At 44.0% G+C, this 19,428-nt stretch carries 28 protein-coding genes, 2 tRNA genes and 2 pseudogenes; 21 read left to right on the forward strand and 11 right to left on the reverse strand.

The window, feature by feature from the left end:
- Positions 1-129: 129 nt before the first annotated feature.
- From M3630_RS23980 to M3630_RS23995, 4 genes and pseudogenes are all read right to left on the reverse strand, one after another.
- Positions 130-297: pseudogene (locus tag M3630_RS23980) on the reverse strand (RCC1-like domain-containing protein); the annotation flags it as partial.
- Positions 298-485: 188 nt separating this feature from the next.
- The gene (locus M3630_RS23985; protein WP_251253760.1) at positions 486-962 is read right to left on the reverse strand and encodes a hypothetical protein; all 477 of its coding nucleotides are present in this window, start codon (positions 960-962) and stop codon (positions 486-488) included.
- Between the two features lie 162 nt (positions 963-1,124).
- The gene (locus M3630_RS23990; protein WP_251253761.1) at positions 1,125-1,547 is read right to left on the reverse strand and encodes a DUF3995 domain-containing protein; all 423 of its coding nucleotides are present in this window, start codon (positions 1,545-1,547) and stop codon (positions 1,125-1,127) included.
- Positions 1,548-1,654: 107 nt separating this feature from the next.
- Positions 1,655-2,170, reverse strand: coding sequence for a TetR/AcrR family transcriptional regulator (locus tag M3630_RS23995; protein ID WP_251253762.1), 516 nt, complete (start codon positions 2,168-2,170; stop codon positions 1,655-1,657).
- Between the two features lie 201 nt (positions 2,171-2,371).
- Between M3630_RS23995 and M3630_RS24000 the strand changes: the two genes are divergently transcribed.
- Complete coding sequence (locus M3630_RS24000; protein ID WP_251253763.1) at positions 2,372-3,271, forward strand: NAD(P)-dependent oxidoreductase; 900 nt, start codon at positions 2,372-2,374, stop codon at positions 3,269-3,271.
- Positions 3,272-3,377: 106 nt separating this feature from the next.
- Here M3630_RS24000 and M3630_RS24005 read toward each other — a convergent pair whose 3' ends face one another.
- Both M3630_RS24005 and M3630_RS24010 read right to left on the reverse strand, forming a co-directional pair.
- Positions 3,378-3,833, reverse strand: coding sequence for a GNAT family N-acetyltransferase (locus M3630_RS24005; protein WP_173608338.1), 456 nt, complete (start codon positions 3,831-3,833; stop codon positions 3,378-3,380).
- A gap of 77 nt (positions 3,834-3,910) precedes the next feature.
- The gene (locus M3630_RS24010; RefSeq protein ID WP_173608337.1) at positions 3,911-4,420 is read right to left on the reverse strand and encodes a YjcG family protein; all 510 of its coding nucleotides are present in this window, start codon (positions 4,418-4,420) and stop codon (positions 3,911-3,913) included.
- Positions 4,421-4,565: 145 nt separating this feature from the next.
- Between M3630_RS24010 and M3630_RS24015 the strand changes: the two genes are divergently transcribed.
- Positions 4,566-4,724, forward strand: a complete 159-nt coding sequence (locus M3630_RS24015; RefSeq protein ID WP_173608336.1) for a hypothetical protein — start codon at positions 4,566-4,568, stop codon at positions 4,722-4,724.
- A gap of 2 nt (positions 4,725-4,726) precedes the next feature.
- Here the strand turns inward: M3630_RS24015 and M3630_RS24020 are convergent, their stop codons facing one another.
- Positions 4,727-5,431 carry an alpha/beta hydrolase gene (locus M3630_RS24020; protein ID WP_251253764.1) on the reverse strand — a complete coding sequence of 235 codons (705 nt, stop codon included), beginning with the start codon at positions 5,429-5,431 and terminating at the stop codon, positions 4,727-4,729.
- Between the two features lie 177 nt (positions 5,432-5,608).
- Between M3630_RS24020 and M3630_RS24025 the strand changes: the two genes are divergently transcribed.
- The 3 genes from M3630_RS24025 (at position 5,609) to M3630_RS24035 (ending at position 6,744) form a co-directional block, all read left to right on the forward strand.
- Entirely contained in the window at positions 5,609-6,202 is a 594-nt protein-coding gene (locus M3630_RS24025) for a phosphatidylglycerophosphatase A family protein (RefSeq protein ID WP_173608391.1), read from the forward strand.
- Between the two features lie 364 nt (positions 6,203-6,566).
- Positions 6,567-6,643: transfer RNA gene (locus M3630_RS24030), tRNA-Ile, on the forward strand.
- A 25-nt stretch (positions 6,644-6,668) separates the two neighbouring features.
- Positions 6,669-6,744: transfer RNA gene (locus M3630_RS24035), tRNA-Val, on the forward strand.
- A 125-nt stretch (positions 6,745-6,869) separates the two neighbouring features.
- On the opposite strand, the gene M3630_RS24040 is transcribed toward M3630_RS24035, so the two are convergent.
- On the reverse strand, positions 6,870-8,000 hold the full coding sequence (locus M3630_RS24040; protein ID WP_251253765.1) for a site-specific integrase: 1,131 nt from the start codon (positions 7,998-8,000) through the stop codon (positions 6,870-6,872).
- 129 nt (positions 8,001-8,129) lie between these two features.
- The gene (locus M3630_RS24045; RefSeq protein ID WP_251253766.1) at positions 8,130-9,062 is read right to left on the reverse strand and encodes a LexA family protein; all 933 of its coding nucleotides are present in this window, start codon (positions 9,060-9,062) and stop codon (positions 8,130-8,132) included.
- Positions 9,063-9,221: 159 nt separating this feature from the next.
- Between M3630_RS24045 and M3630_RS31240 the strand changes: the two genes are divergently transcribed.
- The 13 genes from M3630_RS31240 (at position 9,222) to M3630_RS24105 (ending at position 15,661) form a co-directional block, all read left to right on the forward strand.
- The gene (locus tag M3630_RS31240) at positions 9,222-9,437 is read left to right on the forward strand and encodes a helix-turn-helix transcriptional regulator (protein ID WP_353057259.1); all 216 of its coding nucleotides are present in this window, start codon (positions 9,222-9,224) and stop codon (positions 9,435-9,437) included.
- 35 nt (positions 9,438-9,472) lie between these two features.
- Positions 9,473-9,670 carry a helix-turn-helix domain-containing protein gene (locus M3630_RS24050; RefSeq protein WP_251253767.1) on the forward strand — a complete coding sequence of 66 codons (198 nt, stop codon included), beginning with the start codon at positions 9,473-9,475 and terminating at the stop codon, positions 9,668-9,670.
- Positions 9,670-10,317 carry a BRO-N domain-containing protein gene (locus M3630_RS24055; protein WP_353057260.1) on the forward strand — a complete coding sequence of 216 codons (648 nt, stop codon included), beginning with the start codon at positions 9,670-9,672 and terminating at the stop codon, positions 10,315-10,317. Before M3630_RS24050 ends, M3630_RS24055 begins: the two co-directional genes overlap by 1 nt.
- 30 nt (positions 10,318-10,347) lie before the next feature.
- Complete coding sequence (locus M3630_RS24060) at positions 10,348-10,539, forward strand: hypothetical protein (protein WP_251253768.1); 192 nt, start codon at positions 10,348-10,350, stop codon at positions 10,537-10,539.
- A gap of 54 nt (positions 10,540-10,593) precedes the next feature.
- Positions 10,594-10,839, forward strand: coding sequence for a helix-turn-helix domain-containing protein (locus M3630_RS24065; RefSeq protein WP_251253769.1), 246 nt, complete (start codon positions 10,594-10,596; stop codon positions 10,837-10,839).
- Positions 10,840-10,862: 23 nt separating this feature from the next.
- On the forward strand, positions 10,863-11,018 hold the full coding sequence (locus tag M3630_RS24070; RefSeq protein ID WP_251253770.1) for a hypothetical protein: 156 nt from the start codon (positions 10,863-10,865) through the stop codon (positions 11,016-11,018).
- A gap of 145 nt (positions 11,019-11,163) precedes the next feature.
- On the forward strand, positions 11,164-11,700 hold the full coding sequence (locus tag M3630_RS24075; protein ID WP_251253771.1) for a hypothetical protein: 537 nt from the start codon (positions 11,164-11,166) through the stop codon (positions 11,698-11,700).
- Positions 11,697-11,942, forward strand: a complete 246-nt coding sequence (locus M3630_RS24080; protein ID WP_251253772.1) for a hypothetical protein — start codon at positions 11,697-11,699, stop codon at positions 11,940-11,942. Before M3630_RS24075 ends, M3630_RS24080 begins: the two co-directional genes overlap by 4 nt.
- A 29-nt stretch (positions 11,943-11,971) precedes the next feature.
- Positions 11,972-12,958 carry a DnaD domain-containing protein gene (locus tag M3630_RS24085; RefSeq protein WP_251253773.1) on the forward strand — a complete coding sequence of 329 codons (987 nt, stop codon included), beginning with the start codon at positions 11,972-11,974 and terminating at the stop codon, positions 12,956-12,958.
- 3 nt (positions 12,959-12,961) lie between these two features.
- The gene (gene dnaI / locus M3630_RS24090) at positions 12,962-13,885 is read left to right on the forward strand and encodes a primosomal protein DnaI (protein WP_251253774.1); all 924 of its coding nucleotides are present in this window, start codon (positions 12,962-12,964) and stop codon (positions 13,883-13,885) included.
- 115 nt (positions 13,886-14,000) lie between these two features.
- Positions 14,001-14,798, forward strand: a complete 798-nt coding sequence (locus tag M3630_RS24095) for a Rha family transcriptional regulator (protein ID WP_251253775.1) — start codon at positions 14,001-14,003, stop codon at positions 14,796-14,798.
- A 22-nt stretch (positions 14,799-14,820) separates the two neighbouring features.
- Positions 14,821-15,459: a hypothetical protein gene (locus M3630_RS24100; protein ID WP_251253776.1), complete on the forward strand. Its 639-nt coding sequence runs from the start codon at positions 14,821-14,823 to the stop codon at positions 15,457-15,459.
- A gap of 37 nt (positions 15,460-15,496) precedes the next feature.
- Positions 15,497-15,661 carry a hypothetical protein gene (locus M3630_RS24105; RefSeq protein WP_251253777.1) on the forward strand — a complete coding sequence of 55 codons (165 nt, stop codon included), beginning with the start codon at positions 15,497-15,499 and terminating at the stop codon, positions 15,659-15,661.
- 371 nt (positions 15,662-16,032) lie between these two features.
- On the opposite strand, the gene M3630_RS24110 is transcribed toward M3630_RS24105, so the two are convergent.
- The gene (locus M3630_RS24110) at positions 16,033-16,338 is read right to left on the reverse strand and encodes a hypothetical protein (RefSeq protein ID WP_251253778.1); all 306 of its coding nucleotides are present in this window, start codon (positions 16,336-16,338) and stop codon (positions 16,033-16,035) included.
- Between the two features lie 112 nt (positions 16,339-16,450).
- Positions 16,451-16,774, reverse strand: a complete 324-nt coding sequence (locus M3630_RS24115) for an immunity protein TriTu family protein (protein WP_251253779.1) — start codon at positions 16,772-16,774, stop codon at positions 16,451-16,453.
- A gap of 103 nt (positions 16,775-16,877) precedes the next feature.
- On the opposite strand from M3630_RS24115, the gene M3630_RS24120 reads away from it, so the two are divergent.
- The 3 genes and pseudogenes from M3630_RS24120 to M3630_RS24130 all read left to right on the forward strand — a co-directional run.
- Positions 16,878-17,297 (forward strand): YopX family protein, encoded by a 420-nt coding sequence (locus M3630_RS24120; protein ID WP_251253780.1) that lies wholly within the window; start codon positions 16,878-16,880, stop codon positions 17,295-17,297.
- 150 nt (positions 17,298-17,447) lie between these two features.
- On the forward strand, positions 17,448-18,092 hold the full coding sequence (locus tag M3630_RS24125) for a hypothetical protein (RefSeq protein ID WP_251253781.1): 645 nt from the start codon (positions 17,448-17,450) through the stop codon (positions 18,090-18,092).
- A 289-nt stretch (positions 18,093-18,381) separates the two neighbouring features.
- A pseudogene (locus M3630_RS24130) lies at positions 18,382-18,798 on the forward strand (DUF4280 domain-containing protein); the annotation flags it as partial.
- Positions 18,799-19,428: the final 630 nt, after the last annotated feature.

Genomic DNA, 19,428 nt, shown 5'->3' on the forward strand with positions numbered 1-19,428 from the left:
TATTGCCTCATATCATTGAAGCCACCGATCAATCTGTGGCGGCTTCGTGGTGCTGTTTATTGAGCTCTCATTTCCTAAGTTGCGGTACATTTTATTTTTAATATTGAAAACTAATTATCGGGTAACTTGGATGCCGCGCCAGCCGCTTACATCGCATTGACCAAATTCATTATCACCTACAGCCGTTACTGTGCCGTCCGATTTAAGCCCAACGGTATGACGGCGACCCACCGAAATGGTATCTTTAGACCACAGTTTCACCTTTAACATCGCTTCTTTCGGTGAAATGTAATCCATGTTTTACCTTCTTGAAAACAAGACCTATTTTCATCGCGGTCAAACTACTTTGCGAGAGTTGTACGTTCTATCAAGAAATAATACCACGAACTGTCGTTCCTTGGTTTTGTTAACCTGACTGTTAGTTGAGGAAGGCTGCCGGTTTAACACCAGCAGCCCTATTTGAGTTTGTTCCACTATCGAACTCGTTAGTTGAACGGTTTGGTTGAACGACGGAGTTCATTTTGTTGGTCTAATTGCTTTAATGCGTCAGTGACGACTTCTTTTGAAAAGTTTTTCACAATTACCTGATTCTCTATTAAGAAAACATTATTGTCCATGTTCCGCTCAATGTAATCCAACAATCCAGCCTTAGTGCATAGGGAACACCATCTCTTGTCACCATCACTAAAGGTGACTGTGACCTCAATATGTTCTAAAGATTCTTCACTTGAATCTTGAATCGTATCATCAAATGTCCAGTTAACTAATACTGGTACACTACTCCCGTCAGGTACGAAATAATATTTTCTAAACCATCTTGCTCGGTTATTGTCACCAACAACCCTTATCTGTTCTTTTGCTTCGTCCTCAGCTAAAACTTCGTAATGCTTACCACGTGTCAGAGCGTCAAAATAAAGACCCACATCATTGCAAATTACTATCGTTCTATTGTTGCCTGCCACCTTCGTTCACACCACCTGTTTCCCAATGACAATATATCAATCTATAAAAAACATTTTACATGAATGTTGTGCAAAACTGCCCGGTTAACTTAACGACGTTATCGGTCTAACACTTTATTTTTCAGTCCACAACTTTACATTGGGAAGAGGGTTTTTGTGATCTTAAAACAATGCGAGCAGAAAGGATATCCCTAACCACAAGCATAAAGGGGTATACAATGCCGTATCTTGACGGGCAAACCTCGTATTTTTTACTTTTTTAAAAAAGCCAATATAGGTAAAGTCTCCCACAGCGCGTAGAACGAATACAGCGGCACAGGCAATACATCCCCATTGAATCAAAGAAGGGGCTAATACAGGCGGGAGGTAACCGTTTTGGGTGAGCAAAATGTAAGCGGCACAAGCCAGCAAGCAGGCTACGACGATCGTTCCGCCTTTCCCGGGGGAAAAAGTCCGGCGTGAATGATCGGCTGTTGTGGGAATGACGGAATCAGTCCCCCATTTTCCTCCGAAGGCCCAATAGAAATGCAGCAACGACACGATGACTAAGAAGATAGCAGATGAGATGGTGAAAACATGCGTCATGGGAAGGCCTCCTATGATTCGTAAGATTTTTTTGAAAGATACGCATTCGTATGTTTTGGGTGAAAAAATCCCTGCGCAAGACAATCTGTCAGGCAGGAAGCAGGTATTCAAATCCAATTCATAAAATGATCCAAGGGTACGGACATATCAAAAGGCGCTTCCAGCTCTCGGCGCACGAGCCAACCAATATAGAGGAGATATGCGAGTTGAGCACGTGCCGTTGCATCAGCGGGAGCCAGTCCTTTTTTCTCATACAAGGAGGCAACGAAGCCGATCCTGCGCTGCTCGATTTCCACGAGACGCTTGGATAGGGGCGGATGCTGTTTCGCCCAGTTGTAGATGGCGGCTTCGATTTTTCGCTCGCTGCTAAAAACGTTCGACAACAGCTGTTCCAACGACATGTTGTCCGAGTGTGGCGCTCGAATGATTCGCTCCGTCGCATGCTCCTGCCAATAATCGATCATGGAGTCCAGAAGCGCTTGACGATCTGGAAAGTGATGATAAAAGCTACCCTTGCTGATCTTCAGCTTTCTGGCGAGGGGCTCCACACGAACAGCGTCAATGCCTGCTTCAGCCAACATATCGAGCCCTGCCCGAATCCAATCTTCACGTACGTATTGCATGGCTCACCTCAAAAGATACGGCATCGTATGTTTCTGAGTTCATGTTATTCAATCTGGTGAGAAGTGTCAAGAATCATTGAATTTTGTATTGACATTCACACTAGTGTAAAGCTTTAGAATCGCAATCAAGAGCAACAGACCTTGTATGCAGCTCTTGATCATCTCGCTTGAGAAAAATCAAAGGAATGGAGTGTCAGATCGATGAAAACAACATCAATTCCCGCGTCTGTAACAGTTATTGGCCTTGGCCATATGGGAGTAGCACTCGCGGATGCTTTTCTAAAAGGCGGTCATCCAACGACTGTCTGGAACCGCTCAGCAGATAGAGCCAAAGGTCTAGTCGAGAAGGGGGCAGTGCTGGCGGGCAGTGTAGATGAGGCAATCTCGGCAAGCAACTTGGTTGTTGTTTGCTTATCGACCTACAAAGTCATGCATGATCTGCTAGAGCCCTTGAAAAATGAATTATCAGGCCGTGTCATCGTCAACCTCACCACCGGAACCCCGGAGGACGCACGCAAGACAGCCAAGTGGGTAAGCGAACGCGGTGGGCAATATCTCGATGGAGCGATCATGGCTATCCCTCAAATGATTGGACTGCCCGAAACACTCATTTTCTACGGTGGGTCGAAGTCTCTATTTGAAGAATATGAACCGACATTGAAACTGTTGGGAGGTAATGCTGCCTATCTCGGTGAAGACTATGGAGTTCCGTTGATCTATGATTTGTCGCTGCTCACCATGATGTATGGGGCTTGGTATGGCTCTATGCATGCACATGCCCTGTTAAGTACGGCAAACATAACAGGAACAGAGTTCCTTCCATACGCAACCAACTGGGTAAATCACTTGATTGCGCCGCTCTTGACAGACCCGGTTGCCGCACGTGCCCGTGATGAAGGAAACTTCACGACCGATGTGTCCAATTTGAATACGAACAAACTAGGACTTGAACACATCATCCATGCCAGTCAGGAACAGGGAATCCCCGTTGATTGGTTGATGCCATTGCTAGCATTGGCCACACAGAAAGTAGCAGAGGGCTACGGTGCTGACTCTTTGGATCGCGTGATTGAGGCCATCCGGAAACCGCTGGTGAAATAATTTTTTTCTCTGGTGCCAATGAAAAACAACCTCGCTTCGCATGATGATCAGCGCGAAAACGAGGTTGTTTTTCCAAATGAGGGAATGGAGCTGCACGCAGTTTCTGTTATTCGCGAATGGATTTGACCATCGCAATATGCTCGATACCTGCATCGTCAAATAAGTCGCCAAAAGGCTCATAGCCGAGCTTTTCATAAAACCGTTGGGCTTGCGTTTGTGCGTTCAGTTTCAGGCTGTCATACCCGTGTTGTTTAGCCAGCGCTTCCATCTCAAGCATGATTTGGCGGCCCAGCCCGGTACCGCGTTCTGTTTTGGCAACCGCCACCCGTTCAATTTTTCCCACGCCAGGTGCGTAGGTGCGGATACGGCTTGCGCCCACTGGCTTTCCATCGCGGTAGGTCACAAAATGAATCGTCTCGCCATCCAGTGTGTCATGCTCATCGATTTCCAACTCTTCCGGTACTTCCTGTTCCTCGATGAAAACGACTCGGCGTACAGACAGCGCATCCGCCAATTCTTGTTCAGTGGTGACTCTTTGGATCTGGTAGGTTTGCAGGTTCATCGATATTCGTCCTTTGTTAGAAAATATCCCTCCCTACGATTATTCGCAGGGAGGGTTGGTGGTGAAGGAAAGGGTGTTTATTTTTTGAGAAGGAAAGTCTGGTAAACGCTCCAGATGCCATCCTCGAGCTGATAAATCAAGTGGAAGCGATCAATTTCGCTGTTCAGGTCAATTTTTGCCATACTCAGTTGGCCGGTTACATCCCGCAGCTCATCGTCGGACAGGTCGCGCCCGATGGTCAGATGCGGTACGTATGCGTAGGTTTCTTTTTCATTCACACATTGATTGGCAATCTTTTGATGCAACTCGTTAAATGGTTCCTTGTTTTGCACAGCCAAATAGATCACGTTGGTGGTAGGGTGGAAAGAAGATACCCGATGGAAATGAGCCGAAAAGCTGTCGGTAGAGGAGGCAACCTGCTCCAGATGGCTCACAAGCTCAGGAAGCTTGGCTTCGTCCAGCTCAAAGGCTTCCTTCAATCGAATATATGGAGGAACCAAAGCATAGCCCGGGTCATAACGTTTCCGGTAAGAGTTGGCTACTTCTTGCACCTTGCTAGATGGGAATATTACGATACTGTACATCATCAGAACCACTCCTCCTTACTATCTATCATGCTCTACAAGATCTTATTTTAACAGAAAATTCTTCATTTGTGTAATGTTAAGCGTGGGTCCGTATATTCCTTGCGCCAAAGGAAAGACTGTGTAGTGCAAGGAGGTGCCGCACTGCATGCATACGGCTATGATGATCACATTCATTTTTCTCGTCCTGCTTCTACTGTCTGTGCTGACCTTCACGATCTTGACTGCGATACGAAAAGGAGAGTTCGAAGATGCTCTCGTATCGACGATTAAGGATGAAGGTCCGCAAGAAGAACAGCCACGGTAAGTTTACCCGTAAAGCGTCTTTAGCATACGCGGTAGATTGCGCTGCCAGTGGCCCCACGTATGGTCACCCTCAAACGTTTCATAAACGAGGGTGGCTTTTTTCGTGCCCAAAATCTCGCGCAGCTCTTCATTGGCCGCAAGAAGATTCAATGTGCCGCGCCCTGTGCTTACTGCCGTTTCCTCCGTCCCGATCTCCAAATAAATGGTCTGCGGTACGGAAAAGTCAGTATCAGCTACCAAGCGATTTAGCTTTGCGTCCATGGCAATCGACTGGCAGGCAACTTGTCCAAACGTATGTGGATAGTTAAGCGCCGTGAACAGAGAGACAACTCCGCCCAAAGATTCGCCAAGAAGTGTTCGTGCGTTGCCCAAAGGATGTGTGGAGTAATGCGTATCGACATAGCTCACGACTTCTTCGGAGAGGAAGCGACGGTAGGCCATGTGCTCCTTGCCATCCGGATGATAACGGTCGTTCCGATTGTTTTTCTCGACAGGGAGAAAGACAGCGATGATATCAGGCAATTCTTTGTCCCCATTCAATTGATCTAGCAAAGAAGCCATTCTGCCCATTGCCAAGTAATCTTCTCCATCTTGTACGTAGAGGACTGGATACGAGTAGAGTGGCGAGTAGCGTTGGGGTGTGTAGACAATCAGCTTTTCCGGCGTCCCCAAATGCCGGCTTTCCAAGATGATTTCTTCAAGGGCCACTGCGGTGTCCTCCTTATCGGGATATTCCTGTTCATTATTATACAGGAGCGAGCGGGCGTGCCCAAGAGTTTGGGTGCAGAGTCAGGCTTTGGGCGAAAGATTGTCGCAATTTGGTCAGCGTGTGATACTATGGTAGGAAACGACTTCACTCGATTTGTGGAAGGGGTTGTCTCTTATATGAAGAAGCAAGTACACAGCATCGAAGTCAGAAACGCTGCTCTCGCACGTTTGGCAGAACGCGGAGTGACGGTGGATGATATCGCAGAAATCGTCTATCTCATGCAATCGCCTTACCATCCAGATCTCACGATGGCGCAGTGCATCGAGAGCGTGAACGCGGTCTTGGAAAAAAGGGAAATGCAGCACGCCATCCTGGTTGGCGTTGAGTTGGATACGTTAGCAGAGAAGGGCCTCTTGTCTGAGCCGCTTCAATCCATTATCGCGTCAGATGAAGGACTGTTCGGATGCGACGAAACATTGGCGCTAGGCTCCGTATTTGGATATGGAAGTATCGCAGTTACCACCTTTGGACATTTGGATAAACACAAGGTCGGCGTGATTAAAAGACTGGATACCAAGTCGGCAGAGGGACGCGTTCACACATTTTTGGACGACCTCGTGGCGAGTGTGGCAGCCAATGCTTCTAGTCGCATGGCGCATCGGATGAGAGATGAGCAGGAGGCGGACTTGGTACGAAGCGAGGCGTTGAAGCAACAGGAAGCCGAGTTGCGTGTCGAGGAGAAAGGGAAAGGTACGGAGCAGGCGGGGTAGGTTAGGTTTGGGATGATGGAGTTTGTTTCAATCGTTACCTAATTATCTTGTTTCTTTTTGTAACCTTTCTTGGATTGCCTTTAGTCTGTCAGGAGCCAATTCTTCACCGGTGGAGCTTAAGTGCCTTGATGCAGTCATGTATGATGCGATGCCATCATGCAAGGAATCCCATGTTTTGGTAGGGGATGTGGGCAGCAGCGGTGGGGAATGGCTTTTTACAGGTAAAAACAAGCCTGATTTCACTGGGTTTCTTAGTGTTCTTTTGGTACGAGTGAAAATTTTTACAAGAAATTATTCATTTCCTCTTGAAATCCATTTTACGATGCTGTATAGTAATAAATGTGATCGACGTCCGATACGATTCGGGCCCTTAGCTCAGTTGGTCAGAGCGGTCGGCTCATAACCGATTGGTCGTAGGTTCGAGTCCTACAGGGCCCACCATTAAACGATCACACATATATCCCATGATCCGGTAGCTCAGTTGGGAGAGCACCATCTTGACAGGGTGGGGGTCGCTGGTTCGAACCCAGTCCGGATCACCATAGAATAACTGCTGAAACCCTTGGTAATCAAGGGTTTTTCTTATGTCCTCGTCCATCCACCCTGACAACATAATCCCTCTACATTGTCGCTTGACAACATTTTGACAACCTTTATTCAACTAAAGTCATTTTGAGCGTTTTTGTTTCATCATTTTCTCGAAGTTGTCAGCAGCATCTTTTTGCATGTCCGGCATGACATGGCTGTATACATCCATTGTAATTCCAACCCGGCTATGCCCGAGACGTTCAGATACAACTTTAGGATGCTCGCCCATTTGTAATAGCATCGTTGCGTGAGTGTGGCGTAGATCATGAAAACGAATTGCTGGGAGTCCGCTTTTCTTCGTGATTCGTTCGTAGTGTCTTAAGAGGTTGCGAGGGTCTTGTGGTCGGCCGTCATCGTAGCAGACAACTAGATCATTGTCCTCGTAGCCCTCGCCATATTGGAGACGTAATTTGTTTTGCTTTGCCTTATGTCGTTTCAATTCATGCAATACAAACTGAGGGATCGCAATTCGGCGTTTTGCACTTTTTGTCTTTGGTTCTTGAAAGATGATGCCTTGATTAGAAGGCCGATAGAGAGTTTGCTGAATGCTAATTTTAGCTTGTTCAAAGTCAATGTCTTTCCAACGCAAGCCGAGGATTTCTCCCCGCCTCATGCCAGTATAGATAGCCAATACAAACGCAATGTAATATTTGTCTTTTTCTGCAACAGACAGGAATTCATTTGCCTGTTCTGGTGTCCAGGTAAGGATCTCCTTTTGCGTAAGACGCGGGGGATCGACGTTATCCATGATGTTTTTGGGAATGAGCTGCCACTTTACCGCTTGATTCAGGGCCTTCTTTATTACAGCATGTATGTATTTGATATAGTCGGCTGACAATTCTTCTTTCTGTAATTCCGTCAGGTATTTCGTGACATGGATTGGGGTGAGCTTGTCCATCTCGATTTTACCGAGAGCTGGAACGATCCGGCTGTTAATGACAGTCTCATGATTGGTATAACTTGATGTCCTGAGTGTTGACTTCGCATGGTTCTCCAACCAAAACTCCAGATAACTGGCTAATGTCTGCTTTTTTGAAATAACCAGTTCTCCGCTTTCATACTTGGTTATCATCTCGGCACAAGCGATTTCCGCTTCTTTCTTCGTCTTGAAGCCTGATCTGGTAATTTGTTTTCGTTTGCCTGTTTCATCTGTGCCTAATGAAATTGCGAACGACCAGGTACTTCCTCTTTTTCTGAAATGCCCCTTCATTTAATATGAACCTCCTCTGAAAACATAGATTCTGGTAAGAACGCAATACGATTATACAGTTGATATTCTAAATCTTACTTAGATCAATATGGGCATCAATAGTAGATAGATTTCAGTTAAATTAATGGATTATTCTAAAGTGAATTCTACTGATTTAACAATAGCAAACAAATTGAAATCCTCACTATCTTTTTTTGTAGTTATTAGAGGATACTTTGAATTTTCGGGTTGAAGTATGACTAAATCAGTATCTTTTTGGTATATTACACGTCGTATTATGACTTCATCTTTATAGCCGACCACATATATTTTACCTGAATCAATCTGATGATTCTTATCATGATCAACTGCTTGGCAAATTAACTTAGCCCCTTTTGTAATGTTTGCACCAATCATGCTGTCATCTGGACAAATGAAGCATACAGGCTCACCATCAAAGAGTATCTTGGTAATAGGTACCCATTCATACTGATGCTCATCGTAAGATTCTTTGGTTAAATCATAAAGCTTGATTCTGTTAATTGAGCCCTCCTTCATAGTTTTAATAGTAGACTCAATTCTGTCTTCTGAAACACCACCAGCTATACCAAAATCTATTAAAAATTCAGGGTGAGCATTAACCATTCGATTGAAGTGGCTAATTACAAAATCTATTCTTTGTTCAATAGGCATGGATTTGAATCTATTAACATTTTTTTCTACGATAGACGCGAATTTTTCATTATCTTCAAGGTCAATATCCTCAAAATCATCGGTAAAATTTGTAGACACTATGGCAGTATAGAAATCCAAATTATTTAAGTAGTGTTTAATTACACCTTGGACTTCTTTTGGAGCTCTTTCGATATAACCAGCAATAATTAATTCTTCTGGATCGCCTCCTGTAACATTAGCTAGTGCACGTGAAATCTCATCAGACGGAGCTGGGCGTTGTCCTAAACGCAGCTTACTAATATATGTCGAGTGGATATTAACGCCCAATTTTTCACAATCACTTACGATTTGATCAAGTGTTTTCCCAGATTTGGAAATATACTCTTTTAGAATTGCTGAGTATGACAAAACATAGCACACCCCTTTTAAAATGTAGGTATCCATCATATACATTACTAGACAACTTCGTCAACTTTTATACTAGACTGATTTGTCTGGCTTGACAAGTCCCAAACATCTGTGCTACCTTTCCTTTAGACAAAATAGTCTAGAAAGTTAGGTGAAGAGATGCAAAAAAAACAATCAAATAAGATAAGGTATTTTCGAACTAAGTTGGGCCTTACCCAACAAGAATTGGGGCAAAAGTTTAATAAACCAAAAGATGTAACGGTTATTTCTAGATGGGAAAGAGGGGTTATACACCCTTCTACTCCGCATCTAATTGAATTGTGTCGAATATTAAAAGTCAAAAGTCCAGGAGATATTTTTTTTGATAATAACTAGCCAGAACTGTCTGGCTATAATGTGAGGTTCTACATATGCAAAAGGATTATATCTTGCCACCTATTTTAACAGCAAAACACATTGCCAATTACCTTCACATTTCAGAACGCCGTGCTTACGAGTTGATGGATCTCAAGTCTTTCCCGTTAATCCGGTTGGGACGTAGTAAGCGTGTGAATAGAGAGTCATTTTTAACATGGCTACAAGAAAACGAAAATAAGGGGGCTTGTTGATGACAATGAACATGCGTGTTGAAAGCTGGATGGGGCATTCGATTCGGTTTGTGGAGAAGGAACCGGGTGAATGGTTTGGAGTCGCTCAAGATGTTGCGAGAGCGCTAAATTACAAGCACACACCTCATATGCTTCGGCTAATTGATGAAGATGAAAAAGATGATGTCCACTTAACGGACAGCATCGGTAGAAAACAAAAAATGGCTGCACTCTCCGAAACAGGAATCTACGACGCGATCTATAACAGCCATCGTCCAGAAGCCAAGGAATTTAAGAAGTGGGTTAAAGTGATGCTCAAACAGCTACGTCAGCAAACTGGCCTCGAAGGATTCCAAATCTTCCGTATGTTGGACAAAGACCATCAGAAGGAAGCCATGAGTCGATTGAAAGCCAGTCTTTCACAACCTGTGAAGGTGGACTTTATCAAGGCAAACACTATTGCTAATAAAACAACGTCTTCGTTAAATGGGCATCCAAAGATGATTAAGAAAGATCAAATGACTCCGAAGATGTTGGTACAACGACAAGAGATTCTGGACGACACTGTAAACCTAATGTCCGTAAAAGAAAAGTTTGGTTTAGATTTATCTGTTTCCAAATCGATTTATGGAAAGTACTTGCACATGAGGACTAAACAAGCGCAGTAGAGGGATAAGCTCTAAATGAGGTGATCACTAATGCGTAAGAAAAGACCCCAACTTAGAATCGTCGCACATTACATGATGATTAATGGCGAGAAAGTGGCGATTGACCCGACTAAAACTGACCTTCCCGAACGCTGTAAACTGGCTTGGGCCGAAATGGTGACGGGTGAGCCGCATGAGTATGTCGATGAAGAGAACAAGCTTCGAGAGGAAAGTGGCTCTTAGGAGTCGCCATGGTAGACAAGTCTGAGAAGGGGGTGAGTTGAGGGTATGTATCTAATGTCATTACGCGAAGCTCGGCTGAACTGCCGAATGGAGCTGAAAGAAGTTTCCGAGAAAACCGGAATTCCCGTTCGTACACTTGAACGCTGGGAAATTGATAGCGGGAAAGCAAGGCGTGATTCAGTTGAGAAACTCTTAATCTTGTATGGTTTCATTTCTTGGAATCATATCTATTTCGGTCCAGAATCCGAACTTGTGGCACGCAGGCAAGCAGCACTAATAAACAATCAGGAACTAGCCTGAATTTGAAAGGAGGTGTAAAGAGGATGAAGAACCTGGCTACTCCATCAGAAATGGTTGCGGATATTATGACTAATCCTGAGTTGCAGAGCCGGATCAGCGCAGAAGCATTTGCAGGGTTACTAGTCATGGCTAACATGCAAGAAAAAGAAAAAACCACCTGCTACCAACAGGTGGGGTAAGACGGTCATTTCCTAAATTGTCTTGGCGGACCAAGGAATGACAACCGAATCAACGGAGGACAAGCCTCGCTAGTAATCATTATAGCGAATGTTACGAAAATGTATACATAAAAGTTTGTCCTCCTACAAATGGGGAGGGAATAGGGTGGAAACGATATTTCAAGAGGCAGCTACGACGATCCTCGAATTGTCAAAAGGGGTTGGAGTGGATGTTACAACGTTTATCATTCCAGACAAAGGCTTTTCAATCGTAGAGTGGTGGGAAGCAGTTGTGTCGTGCATGACGCTGGCTGAATTAGAGGTATACATTGTTTCTGCTCCTCAAGGGTCAAGCAATAGTGACCTAGTGCCTAATCTCAAAAATATAGCTATCAAACAGCGTGATCTTCTTCGCCAAGACCAGGAAAAGGAGTGGAGCTTTATGCATAATCCGAGCATTGTGCTTACTGATTTCAACACGTTCATTGCTTTGATGGATAAGGTGTGCGAGGAGCTGGGGTTGAAGCGTCTGGATTACTCCACTCCAGAAGAATTGTTTCAAGCAGTACTTGGTAGATACTCTGTGAAATATCTATCGAACCTCGATGAAATGATGGGAGAAGATTATCTGCGGGACGATTTACTCGGCATCATGCATCGAGCAGTACGTGCACGTATTGAAGAAAGCAGGCGATCTGCATGAGTAAGACAACAGCTCTTAGCCTATCTGAACGATATGCAGAAATCTGCCGTAGAGCTGCAGACGGTGATCCATCTGCACGCGCGATCAAAATAATTACCGAGGCTGTCATAGAAGACAAAATTCACATCGATCAGTTGCGTATGATCAGCGAAGCAAACAAGAAAGACGGTCCTCTGGCAGCTTACGAACTGTTCTTAACGTTTTATAAACACTCACAACAAGAGGAAGCTGCCGCTATTTAAGCAATTTCAGGCGGAAGGGAGCGCGCAAGATGGCAACTTATAGGCAAGTACAGACAAGCTTTTGGCAAGATGGATTTGTTCTTGATCTGACACCAGAAGAAAAGTATTTCTTCCTGTACCTCATGACAAACAGCAAAACGACTCAGTGTGGCATTTATGAGCTGCCCAAGAGAATCATCGAGACAGAGACGGGATATCACCGCGAGACGGTGGACAAGCTGCTCAATCGTTTTATCGAGTATGGGAAGGTTGCTTACAACGAGGAAACCAAGGAAATCATGATGTTGAACTGGTTGAAGCATAACCGGATCAACAGCCCCAAGGTGAAATCCTGCATCACGAAAGAGTTGAAAGGCGTAAAACACAAGCCGTTCGTTGAGGTATTTCAGGCTCTTTGCAAAGAGTATGGATACCATATCGATACCGTATCCATAGACTATGGGGAAGAAAAAGAAAAAGAAAAAGAAAAAGAAAAAGAAGAAGAACAAGAACAAGAAGAACAAAAAGTAGGAGCAGGAACAGGAACAGGAACAGGAAGTTGGTTGGAAGACCTACCGGATAAGATCGTTCCCCAAAAGCCTGATCCTGTCACTTTCTATACTCAAAACATCACAACTGCTATACCGCCAATCATTGTACAGGACATCGATCAATGGATTGCTAAAGGACACTTTGACGAGCCGGAAGAGATCATTATTGAGGCCCTCAGAGAAACGATCTTGAATGGCACGAAGAGTTGGAAGTATACGACAAAAATCCTCATTGGATGGGCTGATCAAGGATTACGTACGCTCCAGCAAGTCCAAGCTGCTATTGCTGAACACGCTAGGAGCAAGACAGCGAATAAAGGCAAATATAGTCGAGGTCAGTCTACCGAAATGTCAGAAGCCGACAAAGCGTATGTGGACAACCTTCGAGGAGGACAAGCACCGCAGGACGATCCAAGCTATGATCCGGCACAAGATCACGAATTGCAAAAGCTGCTGGGCCAGCTCCAAGGCAAGGGGACTGAGTAAAACATGAAGTCGATTGGAGAAGTGCTTTCGAATGATGAACGATGGCAGCGGCTAATGGAAAAGGCCCAGCAATCAGAAGACCTCCTGTACAAACACGAGCTGATTCAATGGCTTATGAATCGCTTTCCTGAGGAGAAATTCGCTTTGTCAGAGCTATACGAATATCGGGATACGAACATGCATTGCACTGGTTGCACAGGTTTGGAGACGTGTCGGAATTTCTTCATAGGGCACAGAAAAACTGCTTTCGTAGTATCTGGGAGAGTGGAGTTGCGCTTCTCACCTTGTGAGCATCAACAGAGCCATGATCACCAGCGCAAGTTGAAATCCCTGGTCAAAAGCCAGTTCGTCCCTGATCACATCATGAATACAACTTTTGAAGCTTTGGAGAAAGACGTAGGACGGATCGAAGCCATAAAAGCAGCTATTAACTTTTGCGTCAGCTTTGAGCGTGGGAAGACAACAAGAGGACTCTACATATACGGCCCGTTTGGGGTAGGCAAAAGCGCAATAGCAGGCGCTATGACTCAGGAGCTAGCAAAGCGCGGCGTGGACGTTTTGATGCTGTATGTACCGGATTATCTGATGGAGATTAAAGCATCGATTGAGACTGGTGGAATGGAGCAAAAGCTTGAGGCTCTGAAAAATGTATCGGTTCTTATCTTGGATGACTTAGGAGCAGAAGCGATCACGGCATGGACTCGTGACGAAGTGTTGGGGCCAATCCTTCAACGGCGAATGGAGAAGCTGCCCACCATTTACACGTCTAATCTAAAACTCGATGAGTTGGAGCAGCACTTTGCCAAGGCGAAGAACAGCGAGGCGAACTACAGGAGCGCAGCGCGGATCATGGAGCGTATCGAGCCTTTTGTGGAGTATTGCGAAGTGAAGGGACGGAATAGACGCCGTAATCAAACGTCTGGCTAACACGACGAATAGAGTTATCCACAGTTCGTTTAGTTTCCACATCCAATGTATGTATCCTAATGATTATAACGATGGATGTACTACTAACATGTACGACTAAATGGAGGGGAAAAACTTGAACAAACTGGTCTTCATTGAGAATGGAAGGGTAATTACTGATAGCCTGTTAGTCTCTGAAAAGTTCGGCAAAACACACGATAACGTATTACGAGATATTAGAAACCTTGATTGCAGCAATGAGTTTCGACTCCTCAATTTTGAGGAGTCAATCTATACGAATGAAAGAGGGCGCGTTTATCCCAAGGTCGATATGACCCGAGACGGGTTTACCTTCTTGGTAATGGGTTATACCGGAAAGGACGCCGGACGGTTCAAAGAGGACTATATTAAAGCATTCAATTTGTTGGAGCAAACACTTCTCCAGCAGACTCAACCACAATTAACCACAATGGAGATTCTCGCCACTATCACCCAAAGGATGGCTCAACAAGAGCGTGAGGAAATGGAGAGAAAACGGCGGGAGGCAGATCGAGATCGGGAAGTGAAGTCTTTGCAAGAAGGATTTGAGACCATAACCGTCAATCTGACGGCTGTGCCAGATGCAGCCAAGATAGTCGATCTGATTAACGAATACTCTCGATGGACTCGAATGGGGCACAACGAAATATACAACCGCATTTATGACACGATGAAGGACCAGCATGGCATAAACGTCTTGGAGCGGGTGCAGCGGGAGCGGGACAAGATTAATGCAGATCGAATCAAAAGCATCGGCCGCCCATATGCCGAGTCGACACTCAAAAAAATGGTCAACGGAATCGATGTCATGGTGCGAATGGGTGCGCTGGACAAGTTTCACTCTATTCTCGTCGGAATGTTAGCTAAAGCAAAAAGTGAACGAATTTTTAACTAAACCACTAAAGGAGCGGATTTATATGACAACAATTCAAATGAATGATTCTAGCGTAGAGGAAGTAAAGCATCTGTTTAAGGTAATGAAAACACATGGGGTAACATGCAGTTTGGAATTTAATCGATATAAAGGGAATGATCCGCTTATCGGTATCGCAGCAGTTGAGGTTGATGTTGAACTTCTGGAAGAGGGCGAAATAATTGTAAAAATGGGCGAAGCAGACTTTGCTTTCGAGCGGGAAAATCACTCATTCGGAAAATTAATTACTGACAGCCAAATTATGATAACCATCGCAGAAAATGACTCGGAGTATGTTGTGTGGTTCAATAGCGGCGTTGTTCCACCAGAAGGAATTGAGGAAGCAAAAAGCTATGACGACACAAAGAACGATGATGATATCGATGAACCAGAGTTCACGGAAGAAGAGAAAAAACTGGCCTACTTTATCAGAAGTCTCGATTTTGAAGCTGTGTTAGATGCTGTATCGGGAATCCATCGCGAAGTGGATCAAAGTAAGAATAAAGCAGCAACGCATTTACGAGCTGGGAGGATTAAAACAGCTAACGCATTCGATAAACGGGCTGCCAACTTGGAGCAACTGGCCTGCTTACTTGGGGAAGCCAACAAAGACTACAATGCACACGTTTGCCAAGTGGATTAATCCACTGTCTTCACCAATAAACAAGGAGGAACAAGCGATGAAATGTGCTTTTTGTGACGAAGAGATCGTGGGGGACAAGCCAGAGTGGATATTGGTATGCAAGAAGCCATCTGTCGATCATTTTTGTACCTTGGGGTGCCTATCGGGGCATGTAGATGAAATGGCAATCGAGGCGGAAGAGAAAAACGGATTGATTAATTAAATTCATAACGTGTATCCAGTGGCGCGGATCGAATGCACCTGGATACACAAGATCAATTAAGTTAAATCACTCGTCGATTTTGCTAAATTCCGTATAAACGCTCCATAGTCCAATAGCTAAAAAAATGATACCAAGTAAACCGTACTTCAGGCTAGTTGTCATTAAATAAAGACCATTCAAGCAGATTCCAATTGAAACTATTTTGCGCAAAGTAGTTTTTTTCATAAAACTCACCTATATACAGTATTTTACAAAAAATGTATCACGAAATTTGTTTATTTACAAATTGCTCATTAAGTACAATGGAAGATCTATAACTGATAAAAAAGAAAGCCGCCTGGTAGGCAGCTTCAGAAATTAGTATGCAGGTTTTATAATTTACAAACCGTTCCTGTATACTTTCCTAACCAGTAAAATCTCGGTCCTTCTGGAACGGGAATAAGATTCCCTTTTTTGTATATTTTTCCATAGTATTCATCATGGACATAGTCTTCATAGTTAATATATTCAGGGACTGGGGTTGGATATCTGGTGAACGATTTGTAGTAAGTGGCCTCTTTACATACGGTTGCTTCTGCACTTTCGTTTGCTTGAGTTTCAGTTACTGCAAAAACGGGTGAGACAGCAACAATGCTCAACAAGAAAAAACAAATGACTAAAGTGAACTTTTTGATCATGAGTGAACCACCCTCCAAAATGTAAGTAAATTCCATTTAAGGTTACTACAGGGGATGTTTGTCGTAAAGGTATTTTTGGTTGTAAGAATGATTTTACACACTGTGTACTGTGTCAAAGCTTTAAGCCGCTTTGAAGGGCTTGGAAATAGTCTGAAGTGATTTCGTCTAAGTTGTTATTGCAGTCTATTTTCTCAAGATACTTCCAATAAATTAATTCTTCAGTATCGATGTGAACCACTTCCATTTCAAATTGCTGTGATTCCCATACAAGGATCTGACCTAAACAGTGCTGGGATTCATGAATAACCCCTAACGAAGGATCTTGAACCCTCTTATCGTCTTTCAATTCACGACTGAAAATTTCAGACGAGATATTAAGACTGTTTAGTTCCGCTGACTTACGATCAGCCCAATCACGTAAAAAAAGTAGAATCATTTTCAACACCAGCCAATCATCGATTAGTGATATTGCAAGTATATCAGGAAAAATTCGGAAACTCATAGTCAGTATTTACACAATAGTTAGAGAGGAAAGAACCTTGAAAAGAAAGCTGTCTTTTCGCGCTTGGGATGAAAAGCGCAAAACGATGTTTGAAGTACAGACCGGATATCTGCCGAAAGGCGTTACGCGGAAAAGAGACTTTTTCATTGGATTCAATTCCACGGGTTTGGAAGTCTCCGAATATGAAGGCAAAGGGGCGTGGCGGATTTTTCCGGTTATGCAGTCCACTGGATATTTTGATTGTAATGACAATGAGATTTTTGAAGGCGATATTTTATCTGTGTATTTTGATGCTGAACCACCATATGATGGGCACGCAAACGGAGCAGTTTATTGGAATGAGGAACAGATGTCATGGTGGATTCGCTTTGATAAGCACCATACAGAACCATTATGTGACTTTGGGCAAGGATATCTTACTCAGGTTGGAAACATCCATCAATTGTTTGTTCAATGACTAGGTGAGTTTTAATAAACTGCTTCAATTCTTCAGTGTTCATAAGCCCTCCAGGACGGGATTTTATGATTGGTATTTTAGCAAAAGATCCAAATTTTGCATAACACAAGATTAGTTAAATGAGAATTAAGAAAAGGGTAGGCGGTGTAGGTGAACGATAAGCTGATCGAAAAAGTATGCGAAAAGTGCCCCGCTACGCAATGGGGCAAGAAATCGATCTGTAGTGTCCACAACCTCCACGTTGGTAAGGTCGAAACCTGCCCGGAGTGGGACAATTACATCATAGAGAATCAAGGGTTAATGGATCGGAGCGGGCAGCTCGCCTTTATTAATCTTGAGCCAGCTCTTGAAGTAGTCACGAAAGTCGAGGAAGAAATCAAGGGATTTAATTGGATGGTCAAAGAGGTAGAACGTCTGAGGAAGGAAATCGACAGGGCGATATCTTCAAATCCGATGATACAAGAGAAACTAGTCGCTACCTATGGTGATGCAGCAGGTATGCCGAGCGGGAAAGGATTGCGCCTCTCTACCCTGACCATTTCGGAAGAACGATACGAAAAGCAAATCCAGCGAATGAAAAACCTTGAAGACAAAGTGCGGAAGATAAACGAGTTTTCATTAAACCTCGAGGATGACAAATACAGAACAGTCATGGAATGCATGATGGACGGAATGCGTATGAATAGCATTGCCAGACACGTAGGTGTATCCCGACAACGATTAAACGAGATCAAGCGGGACATCGTTAAACGAATGGCAAGGGAGCTATACAGTGACGAATTGTTAGGCTCCTGAAAGGTTGGCGGACTGACGTTTTTAAAGAAGAGCAGATGCATAAATACTCAGACAATCCATGATGAAGAAGCCCTCGGGAATGAACCGAGTGGCTTTTTGTGGTTCTAAAAACCTATGGTTATAATGGTGTGTTTGTTACTTTGTGTCTATTGTTAGTGTGCGTTCCACATCCGATACTTCATTACGTGGGCATTATTTCCTTTTTATATATAGATTGGATATCGGATGTATCGATCAACATGAGAATCTCCCATCTGTATAGAAACCTTTACAGAGAGGAGGAGACTGTTTGCCCAATATTGAAGGTATCAATATCCAGCAGTCAAGTGCTGAACGCAAGAGCTACGTGGTTGTTGGAGCCATTCTATCATGCAGCAGCGGAAGTAAACAGAGTCGGCTGAAAATGCCGTTCAGCCATGGTGTTTTTGTAAAAGGAAAGCCGCAAATGAACATCATGGATTTTGTTCCTAACGTAAATATCATGCCATTCGGAAAGTGCAGCAGCTTACAAAATCCCACAGTTGCTTCTGCCACAGCAGCCAACAATGGTGTACTTACACCAATGCCGTGCACACCTCTGACCACAATGCCATGGATAGATGGGAAAGCGGACAAAATAGTCGGTGGCCATCCGGCATTGCTGAACAAATCAACAAATATGTGTTTCTATTGTGGGCAGATCAAGATTGAAGATGATGGGCAGGATTTGGGTGGTGTGACGATAGGAAATCAGTCGTCAACAAATAGCGGGCAGTCTGCTGCTGGTTTTGGGCAAGGACCAGCTTGCGAAAAGCCGCAGGAAAAGCCTAGCATGTTGGATAGTTTCGTCAAAGGAATCTCGATGCTGGGAGACGTTCCTGCTGCGATGCAAAAAGCGGCAAGTGAGTTGCCAAGCGCTTTGGAGAAAGCCGCAAATGATTTGCCAAAAGGTTTGCAGAAGGCGGCAGAGGATTTGCCTAAAGGTGTTGGCGTGTTTGTAAGGGAAGGTTTTATCGAGCCAATACAAGAAGATTTGGATACGTTGCGGGATAATAAAGTTGATCTTGCGGATGGAATTGCAATTGGTGGACTTGCCTTGGGTGTACTTACGCTGGGGAGAAGTAAAAACGTAAAAAATTTAGTGGACACGGCAAGAAAAGGAAAGAAGAGGACAGGTGTAGGTCTTACAAGAAGCAGCGGGGATTCCACTAGTTCTATGGATCCAGCTAAATTTGATAGGATGAAAAAGGCATTTGAAAAACAAGGGGGAGTAATTGACCAGTCAGAAGAAGCAATAAGATATTTAGATTACCGTGGGGCAGAGGCTGTCACTTGGAATGAGAAGACAATACAATTA

The organism is Brevibacillus sp. MER 51, assembly GCF_023714195.1.
Classification (GTDB): Bacteria; Bacillota; Bacilli; order Brevibacillales; family Brevibacillaceae; genus Brevibacillus.